The sequence below is a fragment of the Streptomyces sp. NPDC002623 genome, assembly GCF_053592635.1.
In genome coordinates this window covers 1-14,679 of the sequence record NZ_JBSFWB010000065.1, presented here as the reverse complement: position 1 = coordinate 14,679, position 14,679 = coordinate 1, and the positions used below count along the sequence as shown (strand labels likewise).

11 protein-coding genes are annotated in these 14,679 nt (G+C 70.5%); 10 read left to right on the top strand and 1 reads right to left on the bottom strand.

The window, feature by feature from the left end:
• Positions 1 to 83 precede the first annotated feature (83 nt).
• From ACWD4O_RS46705 to ACWD4O_RS46660, 10 genes are all read left to right on the top strand, one after another.
• Positions 84 to 872 carry an alpha/beta fold hydrolase gene (locus tag ACWD4O_RS46705; RefSeq protein WP_451289189.1) on the top strand — a complete coding sequence of 263 codons (789 nt, stop codon included), beginning with the start codon at positions 84 to 86 and terminating at the stop codon, positions 870 to 872.
• Between the two features lie 107 nt (positions 873 to 979).
• The gene (locus ACWD4O_RS46700; protein WP_451289188.1) at positions 980 to 2,896 is read left to right on the top strand and encodes a flavin-containing monooxygenase; all 1,917 of its coding nucleotides are present in this window, start codon (positions 980 to 982) and stop codon (positions 2,894 to 2,896) included.
• Complete coding sequence (locus ACWD4O_RS46695) at positions 2,896 to 4,341, top strand: fumarylacetoacetate hydrolase family protein (RefSeq protein ID WP_451289187.1); 1,446 nt, start codon at positions 2,896 to 2,898, stop codon at positions 4,339 to 4,341. Before ACWD4O_RS46700 ends, ACWD4O_RS46695 begins: the two co-directional genes overlap by 1 nt.
• The gene (dapA, locus tag ACWD4O_RS46690) at positions 4,338 to 5,270 is read left to right on the top strand and encodes a 4-hydroxy-tetrahydrodipicolinate synthase (protein ID WP_451289186.1); all 933 of its coding nucleotides are present in this window, start codon (positions 4,338 to 4,340) and stop codon (positions 5,268 to 5,270) included. Before ACWD4O_RS46695 ends, dapA begins: the two co-directional genes overlap by 4 nt.
• Positions 5,267 to 6,748 (top strand): 5-carboxymethyl-2-hydroxymuconate semialdehyde dehydrogenase, encoded by a 1,482-nt coding sequence (gene hpaE, locus ACWD4O_RS46685; RefSeq protein ID WP_451289185.1) that lies wholly within the window; start codon positions 5,267 to 5,269, stop codon positions 6,746 to 6,748. Before dapA ends, hpaE begins: the two co-directional genes overlap by 4 nt.
• Complete coding sequence (hpaD, locus tag ACWD4O_RS46680; RefSeq protein WP_451289184.1) at positions 6,745 to 7,746, top strand: 3,4-dihydroxyphenylacetate 2,3-dioxygenase; 1,002 nt, start codon at positions 6,745 to 6,747, stop codon at positions 7,744 to 7,746. The genes hpaE and hpaD overlap by 4 nt, the downstream gene beginning before the upstream one ends.
• Before the next feature lie 38 nt (positions 7,747 to 7,784).
• A complete protein-coding gene (locus ACWD4O_RS46675) occupies positions 7,785 to 9,335 on the top strand; it encodes a GMC family oxidoreductase (protein WP_451289183.1) in 1,551 nt (516 codons plus the stop codon).
• Positions 9,336 to 9,633: 298 nt separating this feature from the next.
• Positions 9,634 to 10,716, top strand: coding sequence for an ABC transporter substrate-binding protein (locus tag ACWD4O_RS46670; RefSeq protein ID WP_451289182.1), 1,083 nt, complete (start codon positions 9,634 to 9,636; stop codon positions 10,714 to 10,716).
• A 37-nt stretch (positions 10,717 to 10,753) separates the two neighbouring features.
• On the top strand, positions 10,754 to 13,483 hold the full coding sequence (locus ACWD4O_RS46665; RefSeq protein ID WP_451289181.1) for an ABC transporter permease subunit: 2,730 nt from the start codon (positions 10,754 to 10,756) through the stop codon (positions 13,481 to 13,483).
• Positions 13,480 to 14,178 carry an ABC transporter ATP-binding protein gene (locus ACWD4O_RS46660; RefSeq protein WP_451289180.1) on the top strand — a complete coding sequence of 233 codons (699 nt, stop codon included), beginning with the start codon at positions 13,480 to 13,482 and terminating at the stop codon, positions 14,176 to 14,178. Before ACWD4O_RS46665 ends, ACWD4O_RS46660 begins: the two co-directional genes overlap by 4 nt.
• 36 nt (positions 14,179 to 14,214) lie before the next feature.
• Here ACWD4O_RS46660 and ACWD4O_RS46655 read toward each other — a convergent pair.
• The coding region (locus tag ACWD4O_RS46655) for an oxidoreductase (protein ID WP_451289178.1) at positions 14,215 to 14,679 on the bottom strand (465 nt) is incomplete at its 5' end.

Genomic DNA, 14,679 nt, shown 5'->3' with positions numbered 1-14,679 from the left:
TGCCCGTTGACGCGGGCTCGAAATGAGGACTAGGAAGTCCCCAGACCAAAGTAAGTAGGCACCTACTTCGCAAGGAGGTCGCTGTGCTTTCTCCCGCGCACGAAGCGCACAACAACGTCGTTGACAGGGGCACAGGGGACCCGGTTCTCTTCCTGCACGGCATCGGCTGCAACGCTCTGAGCTGGGAGCCTCAGCTCAGGGCGCTGGAATCCTCACGGCGGGTGATCGCGGTGGACGCCCGGGGCCACGGCGGGTCCGCTCCCGCCGACGGACCCATGACACTGCGTGACTACGCGGACGACGTCTTCGCGGTCATGTCGGACCTCGGCATCGAGCGGGCGCCGGTCGTCGGACTGTCCATGGGCGGCATGGTCGCCATGACCATGGCGCTCGCCGCGCCCGAGCGGGTCACGGGCCTGGTCCTGGCGGACACCGGCGCCCAGGCGAACGAGCAGATGGCCGCCATGATGCGGGCGGCGGGCGCGGCCGCGGTGGAGCACGGGATGAAGGCCAACGTCGAGCAGATGACGCCGGTGCTCTTCGCCGCCGCCGCGCTCGCCGAGAACCGGCCGTACATCCAGGAGTTCCAGCAGCAGGTCGCCACGACCGACGCGTACTCCTTCAGCGTCGCGCTCGGCGCGATCGCCGAGCTCGACCTGCTCAACGACCTGCCCCGTCTCGACGTGCCGACGCTCGTCGTCGTCGGCGCGGAGGACCTGAGCCTGCCGCCGGCGTTCTCCGAGGCCATCGCCGCCGCCGTGCCCGGCGCCGAACTCAGCGTGATCGAGGCCGCCGGACATATGGCCAACCTCGACCAGCCCGAGGTCTTCACCGACCACCTGGTGCGCTTCCTCTCCCGCACCGGGAGCTGAGCACTCCCCCGCGCAGGGAGCCGACCCGTCATCACTTCGCCGTAGCCCGGCGCACGGCACCGCGCTGCCCGAAAGCGTCACTGCCCCGAACCACATGGAGAGTCTCCGTGCCCACTGACAGCAGTGCCCCGACGGCCACTCCGGCCGAGATCGACACAGAAGCCCTGCAGCGCAGGTACCGCGCCGAGCGGGAGAAGCGGCTGCGCCCCGACGGCATGGCCCAGTACATGCGGCTGACCGACAGGTTCAAGGGCCTGGACGCGGACCCGTACCTGCCGGTGCGCGACCGCGAGCCGGTCACCGACCACGTGACGTTCGCGTTCATCGGCGGAGGATTCGCCGGGCTCACCGCCGGCGCCAGGCTCAAGGAGGCGGGCGTCGAGGACGTGCGCATCGTCGAGCACGCCGGCGACTTCGGCGGGGTCTGGTACTGGAACCGCTACCCGGGCGTCATGTGCGACAGCACGTCCCTCGTCTACATGCCGCTGCTCGACGAGACCGGGTACATCCCCACGGAGAAGTACGCGCACGGACCGGAGATCCTGGAGCACGCCAGGCGCATCGGCCGACACTACGAGCTCTACGACAAGGCGCTCTTCCACACCCGGGTGACCGCCCTCGACTGGGACGAGGCCGCGTCCCGGTGGACCGTCACGACGGATCGCGGCGACCGGTTCACCGCGGACTTCGTCGGTGTCGGACCCGGCCCGCTGAACATCCCGAAGGTGCCCCGCATCCCCGGCATCGACACGTTCGCCGGGCACATGTTCCACACCAGCCGCTGGGACTTCGCCTACACCGGCGGGGACGACAGCTCGGCCTACCGGTCCGGATCGGGTGAAGAAGGTTCGCCCGTGACCGCCGGCGCACCGCTGGACAAGCTGGCCGACAAGCGGGTCGCGGTCATCGGCACCGGTGCGACCGGCGTGCAGCTCGTGCCCTCGCTCGCCAAGGACGCCGGTGAGCTCTTCGTCTTCCAGCGCACCCCGTCCGGAGTCGACGTACGCGCCAACGGGCCGATCGACCCGGAGGAGTTCGCCCGGATCGCCACCCCCGGATGGCAGAAGCGCTGGCTCGACAACTTCCTCGAGGCCGTGATCCCGCCGTTCGGTCCGCCCGGTCCCGACGAGCCCGAGGACTACGTCAACGACGGCTGGACCGAGATCGCCAAGCGGGCCCGCGCGATCCTCCGCCAGGTCCCGCCGGAGGAGTTCACCCCCGAGCGGGTCGGGGCCGTCATGACGGAGTCCGACTTCTACAAGATGGACCAGATCCGCGCCCGGGTCGACACGGTCGTCGACGACCCGGAGACCGCCGAGAAGCTCAAGCCGTGGTACCGGCAGTTCTGCAAGCGGCCCTGTTTCCACGACGAGTACCTCCAGTCCTTCAACCGGCCGAACGTCCATCTGGTCGACACCGACGGCAAGGGAGTGGAGCGCTTCACCGAACGCGCGGTGGTCGTGGGCGGCACCGAGTACGAGGTGGACTGCGTCGTGTTCGCGTCCGGTTTCGAATACGGCAGCCCGCTCTACGAGCGCATGGGCTACTCCGTGACCGGCCGCGACGGCCTGAAGCTCGCCGAGGCCTGGGGGGACGGGATGCGCTCGCTGCACGGCATGTTCGTCCACGGGTTCCCCAACATGTTCGTCATCCAGAACCCGCAGGGTGCCTACTTCGGCCCCAACATGACCCAGGGGTGGGACGAGGCGGCCAAGTCCGTGGCGGCGGTGGTCGGCGGCACGCTCGCCCGGGGCTCCGCGGAGGTCGAGGTCACCGAGGAGGCCCAGAACGCCTGGTGCGAGATGCTGCTCCAGGGCCACCCCCACGTGTACGACCTCGACTGCACACCCGGCTACTACAACAACGAGGGCGAGCCGCTGGGGCTGGCGCAGCGGCTGGAGGGGCCCTACCCCCTCGGCCCGGTGGCCTTCTTCCGCATGGCCGAGGAGTGGGGGAAGTCCGGCGAGTTCGAGGGGCTGGCCTTCCGTGGCCGTTCCGAGCACACCCGTCCAGGGAATGCCTGATGCCGCACCCTCTGGGCAGCACCCCCTCGAAGGTCATCGCCATCCATCTCAACTACCCCAGCCGCGCCCGGGAGCGCGGACGCGTCCCGGCCCAGCCGTCGTACTTCCTCAAGCCGCCGTCCTCGCTGGCGGGGACGGAGGAGGCGATCGTCAGGCCGGCGGGCTGTGAACTCCTCGGCTTCGAAGGGGAGATCGCCCTCGTCATCGGCGCCCGGGCCCACCGGGTACCGCCCGAGGAGGGCTGGCGGCACGTCCGCTGGGTGACGGCGGCAAACGACGCGGGCGTCTATGACCTGCGCAAGGCCGACCGCGGCTCCAACCTCCGCTCCAAGGGCGCCGACGGCTTCACCCCGATCGGCCCGCGCCTGCTCGATGCCCGGCGACTCGACCCTGCCGCACTCCAGTTGCGAACCTGGGTCAACGGCGAGCTCGTCCAGGACGACACCACCGACACCCTGCTCTTCTCATTCGGGCAGCTCATCGCCGACCTCTCCCGGCTGGTCACCCTGGAGCCCGGGGACGTGATCCTCACCGGTACTCCTGCCGGGGCCTCCGTCGTCTCCCCCGGCGACGTGGTGGAGGTCGAGGTCAGCGGCGGCGGACAGTCCAGTGGGCGGTTGCGCAACCCGGTCACGGCGGGCGAGCCGCTCGCGCCGTACGGGGCAATGCCGAAGGCCGACCCCGCCGAACGCGAGGCCGCCTACGGAGCGTCGTACACACCGGAACCCGTGCTCGACGAGCAACTCGCCAAGGGACTGCGCTCGGTGGCCGTCGCCACGCTCAGCGCGCAACTGCGCAGCAAGCACGGTCTTCCACACATGTCCGTCGACGGCGTCCGCCCGACTCGGCCCGGCGAGACGATGGTCGGCGTCGCCCACACCTTGCGCTACCTCCCGCTCCGTGAGGACCTGTTCAAGAAGTACGGCGCCGGGATGAACGCCCAGAAGCGGGCGATCGAGGAACTGCGCCCGGGACACGTCCTGGTGATGGACGCCCGCCGGGACACCACCGCCGGGACGCTGGGCGACATCCTCGCGCTGCGGGCGCTGAAGCGCGGCGCGGCCGGGGTCGTCACCGACGGCGGCCTGCGCGACAGCGCCGCCGTCGCCACCCTGGACCTGCCCGTCTACCACGGCGGCGCGCATCCTTCCGTGCTGGGCCGCCGGCACGTCCCCTGGGACAGCGGGGTGCCGATCGCCTGCGGCGGCGCCCTCGTCCAGCCCGGCGACCTGCTGGTCGGCGACGCGGACGGAGTCGTCGTCATACCGCCGGAGCTGGCCGCGCAACTCGTCGCCGACTGCCGCGAGCAGGAACTCCAGGAGCGGTTCATCACCGAGCAGGTCACGGCCGGACAGTCCGTCGACGGCCTCTACCCGCTCGGCCCCGACTGGCGCGAGCCGTACGAGCGCTGGCGCAAGGAACGGCAGCAAGGAGAGGACACATGAAGTTCCGCAGCGATCCGTCCGTCATCCGCGGGTCCATCGCCCCGGTCGTCACCCCCTTCACCGACGAGGGCGCGGTCGACCACACCGGTCTGCGCGACCTGATCCGCTTCCAGCTGGATTCCGGCTCGCACGGCATCTCGCTCGGCGGTTCCACGGGCGAGCCCAGCGCGCAGTCCGTGGCCGAGCGGATCGAGGGCATGCGCACGGCGGTCGAGACGATCGCCGACCGGGTGCCCTTCCTGCCCGGCACCGGCTCGCACAAGCTGGACGAGACCCTCGCGATGACAGCCGCCGCCCACGAGCTGGGCGCGGACGCGGCCCTCGTCATCACCCCGTACTACGCGCGCCCCACCCAGGAGGCGCTCTACCAGTGGTACGCCACGGTCGCCCGGGAGTTCCCGGACCTGCCGATCATCGCCTACAACGTGCCCTCGCGCACCGCGGTGGACATCGCGCCGGAGACCGTCAAGCGCCTGTTCACCGACTTCGAGAACTTCGTCGGCGTCAAGGAGACGACGAAGGACTTCGAGCACTTCTCCCGTGTCCTGCACGCCTGTGGGCGCTCGCTGCTGGTCTGGTCGGGCATCGAGCTGCTGTGCCTGCCGCTGCTCGCCCTCGGCGGCGCGGGCTTCGTCTCCGCCGTGTCCAACCTCGCGCCGACGGCCGTGGCACGCATGTACGAGCTGTGGGAGGCGGGCGACTTCGACGGCGCACGCGAACTGCACTACGCCCTGCACCCGTTGGTCGACCTGCTCTTCGTCGAGACCAACCCCGCCCCCGCCAAGTGGGTCCTCGCCCAGCAGGGCCGTATCGCCTCGCACCACGTGCGCCCGCCGCTGATCCCGCCCACCGAGGCGGCGCTCGTCCGGATCCGCGCGCTGCTCGCGGAAGGCGGCGCCCTCACCGCACAGATCGGAACCGACGTATGACCCCCGATAGCCTTCCTTCGGTCATCCGGCACTGGATCGGCGGAAAGCTCGTCGACGCCGCGGAAGGCCGCGCCTTCGACGTGTCCGACCCCGTCTCCAACCGGCCCTACGCCCAGGCCGCGCGCGGCGGCGTAGAGGACATCGACAAGGCCGTCGCGGCCGCCCGTGCCGCCTTTCCCGCTTGGTCGACCGTCTCCAACCGCGAGCGGGCCACCGTACTGAACCGCGTCGCCGACGCCGTCGAGGCCCGCCACGACCGGCTCGCGCACTTCGAGTCGTACGACTCCGGGCTGCCGATCACCCAGGCACGCGGCCAGGCCCGGCGGGCCGCCGAGAACTTCCGCTACTTCGCGGACGTCATCGTGGCCCTCGGCGAGGAGGCCTTCCGGCAGGGCACCGAGCAATTCAGCTATGTGGTGCGTGCCCCCGTCGGGGTCGCCGGGCTGATCACTCCGTGGAACACACCTTTCATGCTGGAGAGCTGGAAGCTCGCTCCAGCCCTGGCGGCCGGCTGCACGCTCGTCCTCAAGCCCGCCGAGTGGACCCCGCTGTCGGCGTCGCTGTGGCCGGAGATCTTCGAGGAGGCGGGCGTCCCGGCCGGTGTGGTGAACATCGTGCACGGCATCGGGGAGGAGGCCGGGCAGGCCCTCGTCGACCACCCGGACGTGCCGCTGATCTCCTTCACCGGCTCCACGGACACCGGCCGTCACATCATCCGCTCCAGCGCCCAGCACCTCAAGACCACATCGATGGAGCTGGGCGGCAAGTCGCCGGTCGTCGTCTTCGCGGACGCCGACCTCGAAGCCGCCCTGGACTCGGTCGTGTTCGGGGTGTTCTCCCTCAACGGCGAGCGTTGCACGGCCGGTTCACGCGTCCTGGTGGAGCGTCCGCTGTACGGGGAGTTCACCCGTCGGCTCGCCGAACGAGCGGAGAACGTCCGGGTGGGCCTGCCCTCCGATCCGGCGACCGAGGTGGGCGCGCTCGTCCACGCGGAGCACTACGCACGGGTCCTGAACTACGTCGAGATCGGCAAGAAGGAGGCCCGGCTGCTCGCCGGCGGCACCCGCCCCGACCATCTGGCCGACGGCAACTACCTCCAGCCGACCGTCTTCGCGGACGTCGAGCGGGATGCCCGGGTCTTCCAGGAGGAGATCTTCGGACCGGTCGTCGCCGTCGCGCCCTTCGACGACGAGTCCGAGGCCGTCGAGCTGGCCAACGCCACGCAGTTCGGCCTCGCCGCCTACATCTGGACCTCGGATCTCAAGCGCGGCCACCGCGTCGCGCACGCCGTCGAGTCCGGCATGCTCTGGATCAACTCCCACAACGTCCGTGACCTGCGCACCCCGTTCGGCGGGGTCAAGGCGAGCGGGGTCGGCCGGGAGGGCGGCGCGCACAGCATCGACTTCTACAGCGAGTCCAAGATCGTGCATGTGGCCCTCGGCGATGTGCACACCCCGCGCTTCGGAGCCGCCTCATGAACACTCCGGCACCCGACGTCGTCCGGTCCGCCTACGCCCAGCTCGCCGTCACCGACCTCGGCGCGGCCCGCTGGTTCTGGGTCGACATGCTCGGCTTCCACGTCCAGTACGAGGACGCCGGCTCCCTCTACCTGCGCGGCACGGACGAACTGACCCACCACTCCCTGGTGTTGCGCAAGGGCGAGATCGCGGCCCTCGACCACATCTCCTACCGCGTGCGCACCCCCGAGGACCTCGACAAGGCCGAGCGGTTCTTCACCGAACTCGGCCGCCCGGTGCGGCGGTTGAAGAGGGGCGAGGGGACGCACGGAGTCGGTGACGCCGTCCGCGTCGTCGACCCGCTCGGCTTCCCTGTCGAGTTCTTCCACGACATCGACCGCGCCGAGCGCCTCATCCAGCGCTACGACCTGCATCGCGGCGCCGAGATCGCCCGTCTGGACCACTTCAACATCTGCACCCCCGACATCCCGGCCGCCTACGCGCACTACAAGTCGCTCGGCTTCGGCTGCTCGGAGACCATCGAGGGTGACGAGCACGAGCTGTACGCCGCCTGGATGTACCGCAAGCAGACCGTGCACGACGTCGCCTTCACCGGCGGCGACGGCCCCCGTCTGCACCACCTCGGCCTCGCCGCCCACGAGTCGCACCAGGTCCTGCGCACCGCCGACCTGTTCGGAGCCGTGCGCAAGGAGCACCACATCGAGCGCGGCCCCGGACGGCACGGCGTCTCCAACGCCTTCTACGTCTATCTGCGCGACCCCGACGGCCACCGGGTGGAGATCTACACCTCCGACTACTACACCGGCGACCCCGATCACGAGACGTACGTCTGGAACGTCCACGACGACCGCCGCCGCGACTTCTGGGGCAACGCGGTCATCGAGTCCTGGTACAAGGAGGCCACGCCTGTCCTGGACCTCGACGGCCGTCCGCAGCCCGTCTCCGACGCCCTCCTCGACGAGGCCGCAGTCAAGGTCGGCGCGGACGGCCTCGGCTGACCATCCCTTTCGACCGCAACACCTTCCGGAGGAACAACGTGGGAGCCGCACAAAAAGCGTATGACGACGTGGAGTTCGACCATGTAGTCGTCGGGGCCGGGTCGGCGGGTTGTGTCGTGGCGCGCAGACTGGTCGACGCCGGCCGGCGCGTCCTGCTGGTGGAGACCGGCGGCCAGGACGACGATCCGGCCATCCACGACCCGGGCAGCCTGGGGAAGCTGTGGAACAGCCCCTCGGACTACGCCTACTTCACCGAACCGCAGGCCCATGCGGACGGCACGAAGGTGTTCTGGCCGCGCGGTCGGGTGCTGGGCGGATCGAGCGCGATCAACGCGATGATCTACGTACGCGGTCACCGGGCCGACTACGACGGCTGGGCGGCGTCCGGTGCCACCGGCTGGTCGTACGACGAGGTGCTGCCGTACTTCAAGCGCTCGGAGGACTTCGAGGACGGCGCGTCGGCCTACCACGGGGCCGGCGGGCCGCTGGGGGTGACCCGCAACCACCGCCCCAACCCGGTGAGTTCGGCGTTCGTGGAGGCGTGTGTCGACAGCGGGCTGCCGCTCAACGACGACTGCAACGCGGAGGACACCCTCGGCGCCGGGCTCCTGCACCGCACCATCCGGGACGGGAAGCGGCAGACCGCCTGGGTCGCCTTCCTCGCGCCGGTGCGCGACAACCCCCTGCTGACGGTACGCACCGACTGCCGGGCCAACCGGATCGTCTTCGACGACGAGGGAACGGCACGCGGCGTCGAGGTGGAGGCGGACGGCGAGGTCTCCACCGTCCGCTGCTCCGGGGACGTGATCCTGAGCGGTGGCGCCATCGGCTCGGCGCAGCTGCTGCTGCTCAGCGGGATCGGCCCGGCCGACGAACTGCGCGCCCTCGGCATCCCGGTGCGCGCCGACCTGCCGGGCGTGGGCCGGAACCTGCACGACCACACCATCGCGCCGATGGTGTGGGAGTCGCCGTCGCTGATCCCGGACGGCCTGGAGAACAAGCTGGAGGCGCAGTACTTCGCACGGAGCGACGCCGGTCAGCCGGTCCCCGACCTCCAGCCGTTGATGTCGCACCTGCCGCTGCCGGTGGCGGGCTACGAGGTTCCGGCGGCGGGGCACGGCTGGACCGTCCTGGCGGGCCATGTGCGCCCGCTCAGCAGGGGCGGCATCCGGCTGCGCTCGGCCGACCCGGCGGACGCTCCCGTCCTCGACCCGAACTACCTCGCCGATCCCGCCGACCTCGCCGCCCTGGTCGCCGCGATCCGGATGACCCGCGAGATCGTCGCCGAGAAGGCCCTTGCCGACTGGCGGTCCGTGGAGATCGCCCCGGGACCGGGGGTGCGAAGCGACGCGGAGATCGCCGCGTACGTACGCCGCACCCTGCAGAGCTACCACCACCAGGTGGGCACCTGCCGGATGGGCACCGACCCGGACGCGGTCGTCGACCCGACGCTGCGCGTCCACGGCGTGCCGGGACTCCGCGTCGCTGACGCCTCCGTCATGCCGTCCGTGCCCTCGGGCAACACCAACGCTCCCGCGATCATGGTCGGGGAGCGCTGTGCGGACTTCACCCTGGCACAGCAGTCATGAAAAAACATGTTACGGGGCCTTGACGGTGCCGTTTCAACATCTGTAGTAAGTACCTACCTACTTGCAGCGATATCGCTCATTCCCGATGCTGCCGCGCAATGCGAGCCCCACCTCGACGGGCGCACCTCACACCGTTCCAGTCGACCAATCGCTGATACCCCGCATCTCTGGAGGAATCGTGCGTACTCGCCTTGCCTCAGTAGTGGCCGCCCTCGCAGGCTCGCTGGTGTTGTCCGCTTGCGGCAGCACTGACGCGAGCGACTCGGCCGGCTCATCGAACAACGAGCCGATCAAGCTCATGACGATCGGTCCGGTCCAGGCGTCAGGGTTCTCCCTGCCGAGCATCCCGATGGGCGCCCAGGTCGCCGTCGACGAGATCAACGCCTCCGGCGGCGTGGGCGGACGCAAGCTCAAGCTCGTCACGTGCAACGACGAGAACGACCCCAACAAGGCCATGCAGTGCGCCCGCCAGGCGATCAAGGACAAGGTGACCGCGCTGGTGGGCGGGCTGTCCCTGTTCGAGGCCCAGATCGTCCCGATCGTGGATCGGGCCGGAATCCCCTGGGTCGGGCTCTCGGCAGCGAGCTCGTACACGAGCAAGAACCTCTTCCTGACCGGCAGCGAGGCCGCGACCACCTTCACCGGGGTCGGTGCGGCTCTGACGGAACAGGGCTGCAAGAACGTGGCCATTCTCAACAGCGCCACACCCGTGGCAAAGGTCAACGCCGCGCAGTTCACCGCCGGGGTCGAGTCCGGTGGCGGACGGATCGTCGGCACCGTCACCGCCCCGACCAGCGGCGCCGACTGGGCGCCGACGGTGGCCGCCGTACTGGCCAAACACCCCGACTGCATCGCGTCGGCGACGGCTCCGACCGACAGCGGCCCGTTCATCACCGCCCTCGCGTCGTCGGGCCAGGACGTCAAGGTCGCCCTGGCCTCCGGCGGAATGCCGGCTTCGCTCGTCAAGCAGCTCGGGAAGACGGCCGACGGCGTACTGGTGATCGACACGTACCTGCCGTTCAGCTCGGACAAGACGGAGGTCCAGAACCTGCGGAAGAAGGTCCTCGCGGCCCATCCGGACGCGACGCTCGACACCTTCGTCCAGACGGGCTACACGGCGACGAAGATCGTGGCGAAGGCCGCGGACGATGTCGCGCAGGTCGACGCGGCGACCCTGATGAAGGCCCTGCCGAAGGTGTCCGGCTTCGACACGGGGCTGGGTCCGGTCATCGACCTGTCGAAGCCCAGCGCCGTCTCCGGGTTCGAGCGGGTGTTCAACCCCCACGTGTACGTCCTCGTGGCCAAGGACGGCGTGCTCCAGCTCGGCCGGCCGAAGCCACTCGACGTGGAGTCGGGCATCGAGCGCCTCGCCGGCAACTGAGTGATCCGAGCCGAAGCCAGAGGGAGGAGAGCTCACCATGGCTGAAATCGTCACGCTACTGCTGCTGGGCCTCGGGTCGGGCTCGCTCGTCGCACTGTCGGCGCTGGGTCTCGTCGTCACGTACCGCAGCAGCGGTGTGATCGACTTCGCCGTCGGCGGCGTCTCCATGGCCGCGGCGTACCTGCTGTGGGAGCTCACTCGCGAGGCCGGCTGGCCGCCCCTGGCCGCCGGCTTTCTCGGGGTCGTCCTCGGCGCGGTGCTGGGTGTCGTGACCTACGTTCTGGTCATGGTGCTTCCGCGGGCCGGCTCGACGTTGACCCGCGTCATCGGGACGCTGGCCGTGCTGCTCGTGATCCAGGCCGTGGTCCAGCTCCGCTACGGGCCCGACGCACGGACGGTGGGCGAGCTGCTGCCCGCCGGATCGGTGGCGCTGGGGGGCGGGGTCTCGATCCCGGTGAGCCGGATCGTCCTCTTCGGGGTGGCGGTCGCGCTGGCGCTCGCCCTCGGGGCGATCTACTCGCGGACCACGTTCGGCATCGCGACGACCGCCGTGTCCGAGCGGCCCCGCACACTGGCCGCCCTCGGCTGGCGCATCGGGATGCTACGGGCCGGCAACTGGGCGGTCGGCGGCGCGCTGGCCGGGCTGTCCGGCGTGCTGCTGGCTCCCCTCACCGGCGCCTCGCTCACCAACGCGCAGTCGCTCACCGTGACGGTCCTGGCCGCCGCACTCATCGGCGGCCTGCGTTCGTTCCCGCTGACGTTGATCGGCGGGATGGTGATCGGGATGCTCCAGTCGCTCCTCAGCATTCACGACCTGGGCGTCTCCGGTCTCGCCGATGCCGTCCCGTTCGTGGCGATCATCGGCGTGATCGCTCTCAGGGGGCGTGCGCTGCCGCTCCGGAGCTTCGTCGGGGAACAGCTGTCCCTGGTGGGTTCCGGCAGGATCAGCCTTCCCCGGCTCGCCGCGGCCGTCGTGGCCCTCGTGGTCCTGATCGGCTGGGTGCTGAACGATCAGTGGACGGCCGCGGTGACGACGACGCTCCTCGCCGCCGTCCCGCTGCTGTCGCTGACCCTGCTGCTCGGCTACGCCGGCCAGCTCTCCCTGACCCAGGTCACGCTGTCCGGGGTCGGCGGCCTGATCGCGGCGAAGCTGGCGGGCGAGGCGGGCTGGCCGTTCCCGGCGGTGGTGCTGGTCGCCATGCTCGGAACGGTTCCCGTCGGCCTCGTCGTCGGGCTGCCGTCCGCACGGACGCGGGGCATCAGCCTCGCGGTGGCCACCCTCGGCCTCGCCGCGGCGGTCCAGGCGCTCGTGTTCGCCAACGACTCCCTCACGGGCGGCGGAGCGGGCATCCCGCTGAGCGACGACGGCTCCGTCCTCGTCTTCGGTGTCCCGTTCGACACCTTGCTCTATCCGCGTCGTTTCGCCTTCCTCGTCCTGGGCTTCGTGGTCGTGCTGGCCGTGCTCGTGGCCAACTTGCGCCGCAGCGCGACCGGACGGCGGATGATCGCCGTCCGCAACAACGAGCGAGCGGCGGCGGGCCTCGGCGTCAATGTCGTCGGGACGAAGCTGTGGGCGTTCGGCATGGCCGCCGCGATCGCCGGCCTCGGCGGTGCGCTGGTCGCCTACAGCACCTCGGTGGCGCTCTTCTCGGGCTACCCGGCGCTGGCGAACGTCGGCGCCGTCGGCTACAGCGTCGTGGGCGGAGCGGGCAGTGTGCTGGGGGCGCTCTTCGGGAGCACGCTCCAGCCGTCCGGTGTCGGCAGTGCGCTGTTCGACTCGGCCTTCGGAATGGGAGCGGTCACGATGGCCCTCATCGGCGGGCTCCTGCTCCTCCTCACCATCGTGTTCTCACCGGACGGGATGGCGACGGCAACGACTCAGGCCGTCAACTCGCTGCGCCGCCGTATCCCGGTGCGACCACCCGGAGCCGCGCGTAGGCCACCCCCGGAACTCCGGGAGCCCGACGAGCCGACCGCGGCTCATCGCGTCCGGCCCGCCGCGCTCGACGTCCAGTCCGTCCAGGTCACCTTCGGTACGGTGCGGGCCGTGGACGGCGTCGATCTCCACGTCGCACCGGGGGAGGTCGTCGGGGTCGTCGGTGCGAACGGCGCCGGCAAGACGACCCTGATCGACGCGATCACCGGGTTCGTCCCGAGCACGGGGACGATCGAGTTGGGGAACCGGCCGCTGTCGGCGATCTCGGCGTACGGGCGAGCGAGGGCGGGGATCGCCCGCTCCTGGCAGAGCCTGGAACTCATCGAGGATCTGACCGTCCTGGAGAACCTGCGCATCGGCTCCGACGCGCGCACCTGGCGGTCGGTCCTGGTCGACCTGGTCCGGCCCGGGCGTGGTGAGCCGGCCGCGGCCATCCGGCGCGCGGTCCACGCCCTGGAGCTCGGCGACCATCTCGGGGACATGCCCCGCGAGCTCAGCACCGGCAAGCGGAAACTGGTCGCGCTCGCCCGAGCCATGGCCGGCGAGCCGTCGGTCCTGCTTCTCGACGAGCCGTGTTCGGGGCTCGACCAGCACGAACGCGAGGAAGTCGGGAAGGTCGTCAGATCGCTGGCCGAGGACTGGGGCATGGCAGTGCTGCTCATCGAGCACGACGTCCATCTCGTACGGCGTGTGTGCGACCGAATCGTCGCCCTCGACTTCGGCAGAGTGATCGCCGAGGGCACGCCCGACCGCGTGCTGTCGGAGCGAGCCGTGATGGCGGCCTACCTGGGCGACGTGCCCGAGCCGACTGCGGAAGAGGTGTCGTCGTGACGCGCGTACTGGAGTGCCACGGCCTGTGCGCGGGGTACGGGAACGTGACCGTCGTCCGGGATCTCGACCTCCATGTCGAAGCCGGTGAGATCGTCGCCCTCCTGGGCCGCAACGGCGCGGGCAAGACGACGTCCCTGCTCACTCTGGCCGGCGCGATGCGACCCATCGCGGGCGAGGTCCGGTTCCTCGGCACGGCCGACAGGCCGTCGCTGGCGGCCCGTTCGCGGCGGGGCCTCGGGCTCATGACCGACGACCGGGCGGTCTTCTTCGGTCTGACCGTGCGCGAGAACCTGCGCCTCGCACGCGGCGACGACACCACGATGCTGACGCTGTTCCCGGAACTCGCACGGCACCTCGACAAGCCTGCGGGCCTGCTGTCCGGCGGCGAGCAGCAGATGCTCGGACTTGCGGCCGTCCTCTCGCGGGAGCCGAAGCTGCTGCTCGTCGACGAACTGTCGTTCGGGCTGGCCCCCCGTATCGTCCAACGGCTCATGACCGCCCTGCGCGAAGCCGCGGACCGGGGGACGGCGGTGGTGCTCGTCGAGCAGTTCGCCCGGCTCGTGCTCGATGTGGCCGACCGCGCCTATCTGTTGGTGAACGGTCGTGTCGAGACCGAACGGACGACCGGCGAACTGCGCGCCGACATCGGCGAACTCGAACGGGTCTACCTGGGCGTCGAGGGAAGCGACACGTGACACGGGTGGGCCCGTGACCGGGCCCTCACCGTGGGGTCAGCCGAGGGCCGGGTAGTCGGTGTAGCCGCGCTCGTCTCCGCCGTAGAACGTCGCGGGGTCGGGCGTGTTGAACGGGCCGCCCTGCTGGAGCCGGACCGGCAGGTCGGGGTTGGCGAGGAAGAGTGCGCCGAACGCCACCGCGTCAGCGATGCCGTCCTCGACCAGGTTCAGCGCGTCCGGGCCGGTGGGGTTCGGGTGGGTGAAGGGGTTGAGGATGAACGTGCCCTGCCACTGCTTGCGCAGTTGGAGGGTCAGCTCGCGGTCCGGGCCCTCCATGAGGTGGACGTAGGCCAGTCCGAGCGGGGAGAGCGCCGCCAGCAGTTCGCCGTAGAGGACCGGCAGGTCGCTCTCGACGATGTCGTTGAAGGGGTTTCCGGGCGAGATGCGGAAGCCGACGCGGTGGGCCCCGACCGCGTCGGTCACCGCCTTGGCCACCTCCACGCCGAAGCGGATACGGCCCTG

Coding starts and splice junctions, on each gene's coding strand:
- ACWD4O_RS46695 (WP_451289187.1), top strand. CDS start 2,896: ATGCCGCACCCTCTGGGCAGCACCCCCTCGAAGGTCATCGCCATCCAT.
- dapA (WP_451289186.1), top strand. CDS start 4,338: ATGAAGTTCCGCAGCGATCCGTCCGTCATCCGCGGGTCCATCGCCCCG.
- hpaE (WP_451289185.1), top strand. CDS start 5,267: ATGACCCCCGATAGCCTTCCTTCGGTCATCCGGCACTGGATCGGCGGA.
- hpaD (WP_451289184.1), top strand. CDS start 6,745: ATGAACACTCCGGCACCCGACGTCGTCCGGTCCGCCTACGCCCAGCTC.
- ACWD4O_RS46670 (WP_451289182.1), top strand. CDS start 9,634: ATGACGATCGGTCCGGTCCAGGCGTCAGGGTTCTCCCTGCCGAGCATC.
- ACWD4O_RS46665 (WP_451289181.1), top strand. CDS start 10,754: ATGGCTGAAATCGTCACGCTACTGCTGCTGGGCCTCGGGTCGGGCTCG.